Genomic DNA, 4586 nt, shown 5'->3' on the forward strand with positions numbered 1-4586 from the left:
CTTTGGGCCACGGCTTCGCCCCTGACCGTGCTGGGCCCGGCAGCAGCACAGACGCTGGTCCTCACCGCTGAAGAAGGCATCGAGGTCCAACTCTGCCTGCCGGAGGGAACCGCCCTTGACGGGGCCGCCACGCTACTCGCCGGAAACACATACTCCGTGGACGCCCGGCAGCCGGTCACACTGACGGCGACGGCGGGCCAACACTCGCTCGCAATCCTTGTCCTGCCATCCCGGCTCGCCGACCAGGCGTGGGTCCTGGAAACGCCGGACGGCCGGGAACTGGTGGTCTCAGCGGATCCGGTGTGGCTCGCTGCGGATGGTGCCTTGGCCGGCAGGTCCCACGGGTCACCGGGGGTCACGCGATACTCCGCCGCGGCTGCCCGCTTCGAAGAGGTGGTGGCGGCCGCAACCGATCCCGGCCAGCCGGGGCTCCGGGTGGCTGCGGAACTGCTCCGTGCCGCCATGCCGGTGCCCGCGTCCTTCGGCTCGCTGGCGGGCCGGGCGGCCGCACCGTCCGACGACGTGATGGACAAACTGGCGGCGGTCTACCGGCTGGACCTGACGGTGGCATCCACGTCCGGCGGAGGGCATACCGAGCTGGAGATAGCCTGGGCCGGCGACGTTGCCCGGCTGTTCGTTGACGGGACCCTGGTGGCAGACAGGTTCTGGGACGGCTCACCGTGGGTGATCGAAACGCACGACGCCGGGATCCCCGCTGGTGCGGAGGTCCTGCTCCAGGTCCTTCCGCTGTCCAAAGCGGCTGAGGTGGGGCTTCCGGCCGCTGCCCAGGAGCGGAGAGACAGCGTGGCGGGCGACCTCGCAGCCCTGGACACAGTGGAACTGATCCAGTGGACCTCCTGGACCGCAGAGCGCACCGGACAGGGCGGTCCGTGCATGGCGTAACATGGACATTCCGTCATGGAGGGAGTGCCGCGTGGAGCTGGCAACAGGGTTCCAGAACCAGCGCCTGGTGGTGGTCCCGCGGCCCGTGGTCAGAGATGCTTTGACCCGCCCCATTACGCGCCGTCTGGTGGTCACCGACGCCGGGGTCTTTCCCGTGGCAACGGCGCACGGGCGCCGCCGCCCCCAGGGTGCCAAAGAGACCATCATCATTCTCTGCGTCGCGGGGACAGGCTGGGTTGAAGCGGGAGGTTCCCGGTCCGACGTCGGCAAGTCCACCGCCGTCGTACTCCCCGGGGGCACGGGGGAGGCCCATGCCTACGGTGCCTCAGCCGATGACCCATGGACGATCTGGTGGTGCCACGTCCTGGGATCTGATGCCCCGGAGCTGGTTGGGGAGACCGGGGTGCGCCCGGACCGCCCACTCATTCCGCTCGTTGCGGTGGACCGGCTGACGGCCATGCTGGACGAGATCATCACCGCCCTGGAACAGGACCAGTCGCCGGCCCGCCTGGTGGCCACGGCCGGAATGGCATGGAAGCTGCTGACCACCCTGGCTGTGGACCGCCGCCTTCCCGAGCAGGGAACGCCCCTGCAGCAGGCCATGAAATTCCTTGAGGACCGGGCGGACGGCGCCATCCGGCTGCCCGAGCTGGCCAAGGTGGTGGGTGTCTCGTCCTCGCAATTAAGCAAGCTGTTCCGGGAGGCCACCGGCGGGGGAGTGCTCGCCCACCACACGGCCCTGAAGATGGCGCGGGCCAGGCTGCTGCTGGATACAACCGAGCTGTCGATCGCCGCGGTGGGCCGGGAGATCGGGCTCGCTGACCAGTTCTATTTTTCCCGCCAGTTCCGCCGGCTGCATGGCATCAGCCCCAGCGCCTACCGGGCGGAACGAAAAGGCTGAGGGGCGGAACGTGGCACCGGCCTGGATTCCAGGCCGGCGCCTCTTGCGGTGCAAAAGGCCCGCTGGCGCACCGGGACAGCGGCAACATTGCCGCAATCTTGACCTAACCTGACACGTAACGGCACCGGCGGCCGTTTAGGGTGGGCGTAAGGATTCAGGCAGCCGGATCAAACCACCAGTGTTCGGAGTGCAACATCGTGGCCGAGAAAAAAGAAAACCCGCCTTCACCGCCGAGTGACAAAGAGCAGGATGTACCGGGCACAGGCGCAGAACACACGGAGCATCCGAAGTCTCCCGAGCCTGCGGAAGAACCGAGGCCCAGGCCCCGGCTTTACGGGTATGACAGGGACCTGTGGCCCTGAGCAGCCAGCTCAACGCCGCTTCTTCTTAGACCGATGTTCCTCCTGCCGCTCTGAGTTCTCCCGTTCCGCGGACCGTTGCGATTTCCCCGCGACCACCACCTTCTGGTGCCACTCGCGTTGGTAGGCCCTGCGGGCGGCTGCATCGGTGCGCCGGGCAAGGGCGGCCAGTTCGCGCTGCAGTTTTCCGTAGCTGAGCCAGCGCCGTTCCTCCAGCGTTCCGTCCGCCAGGGCTGCCTGGACGGCGCAGCCGGGCTCGCTCTGATGGGCGCAGTCAGCGAACCGGCACAGGGTTGCCAACTCCTCCACATCGCTGAACATCTCCGTCAGGCCTTCGTCCGCGTCGAACAGCCCGAATCCCCGGACGCCGGGGGTGTCCATCAGTACTGCCCCGTTAGGCAGCGGGACCAGTTCCCGGGACGTGGTGGTGTGCTTGCCTTTGAAATCGCCTGAACGGACCTCTCCGGTGTGTTGCACCTCGCCGCCTGCCAGCGCATTGATGAGGGTGGACTTGCCGGCGCCTGACGGTCCGAGGAGAACCAGAGTGCCGTGCGGTGGCAGGTGCGACAGCAGCGCGTCGATGCCATCACCGTTCTCGGCCGAGGTAGTGACCACCTCAACACCCGCCGCCTGCAGAATGACCTTCCCGACGACGTCGTCCGCTACGTCTGCCAGGTCCGCTTTGGTGATGATCACCAGCGGGACCGCACCGGAATCCCATGCGGCCACGAGCGTGCGTTCCAGGCGGTTGTGCGTGAGGGGGCGGTCAACGGGCACCACCACGCCCACCACATCCATGTTGGCGGCCAGCACCTGCGCCTCGGACGAGTCCTCAAACGCACGTTTCCTGCTGAGTTCGGACCTGCGCGGGAGGATCCCGGTGATCTGGCGGGCGCCCGCGCGGTTTGGCCCGATCCAGACCCAGTCGCCGGTGACCGGCACGCCTGCGTCGAGGGGATAAGGCAGGTGGAGCAGTTCGCTGCCCACAGCCACGAGGACCAGGCTGCGGTCCACCCGGACCACGCGCCCGCGTTCCCTCTGTTGGGCAACCTGCTGGGCAACATCCTGGCGTGACTGGTGTTGGGTATGGTCGGCGTCGAAATGCGCGGCGACTGCGGTGGAGTAGCCGTACGTCACAGGCCCGTCGTGGCCTTTGGTGGATAGGTCAATGCTGTCCAGGCTGATGCCTGACGAATTGTTCAACGTGAGTCCTTTGGGGTGGTCTCCAGACCCCGGAAACTGCACGGACCTGCGGCAGGTGTTCCTGCCGGTGGTTGCTGTCCGGTGGTTGCTGCGGCGGCTAGGCCGGGCGGTCGCTGGAGACGGGGGTGATGTGCTTGATGTGTGCGGTGCGCGGGCGCGCGGCTGTAGCAGTCATCAAAACCACCTCCCTGTCTCTTCCGTTGTCCGGATTCCATCATGGACTCCCGGTTTCCGATTCTAGCCATATGAGCGCCTGGTGTGTAGGGCGGGAGGGAACGTTGCGATTCCTGTCGGGGTTCGGCCGCACCAGCCGAGCCCTTCGTGGTGAACCGGGCCCGGCCTTCACGGTTCGCCCTGGAGATCGAGAACCTGCCCGTGAACGGCTGGCTGGTGGAGGTTGAGGTGGACGCGGCCTATCCCGCCGCTTCCGGAAAGTAGCTGGCCCCCCGATAGCCAGGCTGAACGAACTGCCCGTGTACGGACTGCCCCGCCTGCGTTCGCAGGCGGGGCAGTTTCTCGTACAGTTGAAGAGCAGGGCCCATCAGGGCCGCCCGCACCGGTGATACTCAACGAGGAGCAGTCATGGAGCAGCATCCGCAGAAAAACCTGGACGCTGAACGGCGTGCCCTCCATGCGGTTGAGCATCATCATGGCGAGATGCTTGCGGAGCTCCGCGAGCGGGTTGCTGCCCTGATCCGTGCCGTTGAGGAGCCTGCCTCCGGAGCCGGAGCCGATGCCCGCAACGCGTTGGCCATGTGGTGCGAACAGGAACTGGTGCCCCATGCCTTGGCGGAAGAAGGGCCGCTCTATTCAGGCCCCGGAAATACAGTTCAGGGCCGGCTCCTGGTGGAGGGCATGCTGGCCGAGCATCAGGCCATTGTGGGGCTGGTGGAACGGCTCCGCGTCGCGCAGGGTGTGCAGGCTGCAGCAACCGGGACAGCCATCCAGGAACTTTTTGCCGTGCACCTGGACAAGGAAAACCGTCTCCTGATGCCGTTCATCGTGCAATCCCCGGAACTCTCGCTCGCTGATTCCGTCGAAGGGCTTCACGAACTGGTGGGCCACGGCCGCGAGCACGGGCACGAGCACGAGCACGAGGCAGATCGTCAGCTCTGACGGCCCGGCGGCACTCTTATCCTTGCGGTCTTACGCTGAGGAGCTGCAGGAAGTCCTTCAAGGACCCGGCCATGTCCACGGACCCGTCGTAGAGCCAGGCGAGC

The 4586-nt window shown here is 66.7% G+C and carries 3 protein-coding genes and 1 pseudogene; 3 read left to right on the forward strand and 1 reads right to left on the reverse strand.

Annotated features, from left to right (window positions below; genetic code table 11):
* Positions 1 to 903, forward strand: a pseudogene (locus tag DBR22_RS24065) (beta-galactosidase); the annotation flags it as partial.
* Positions 904 to 934: 31 nt separating this feature from the next.
* Entirely contained in the window at positions 935 to 1804 is an 870-nt protein-coding gene (locus DBR22_RS23015) for a helix-turn-helix domain-containing protein (protein ID WP_108600881.1), read from the forward strand.
* 371 nt (positions 1805 to 2175) lie between these two features.
* Here DBR22_RS23015 and rsgA read toward each other — a convergent pair whose 3' ends face one another.
* Entirely contained in the window at positions 2176 to 3366 is a 1191-nt protein-coding gene (rsgA, locus tag DBR22_RS23020; RefSeq protein WP_108600882.1) for a ribosome small subunit-dependent GTPase A, read from the reverse strand.
* Positions 3367 to 3948: 582 nt separating this feature from the next.
* On the opposite strand from rsgA, the gene DBR22_RS23025 reads away from it, so the two are divergent.
* A complete protein-coding gene (locus DBR22_RS23025) occupies positions 3949 to 4482 on the forward strand; it encodes a hemerythrin domain-containing protein (protein ID WP_108600883.1) in 534 nt (177 codons plus the stop codon).
* Positions 4483 to 4586 lie beyond the last annotated feature (104 nt).

This window comes from Arthrobacter sp. HMWF013, assembly GCF_003061105.1.
Lineage (GTDB): Bacteria > Actinomycetota > Actinomycetes > Actinomycetales > Micrococcaceae > Arthrobacter.

Excerpts from the sequence above, each read along its gene's own strand:
- DBR22_RS23025 (WP_108600883.1), top strand. The coding sequence starts at position 3,949 with ATGGAGCAGCATCCGCAGAAAAACCTGGACGCTGAACGGCGTGCCCTC.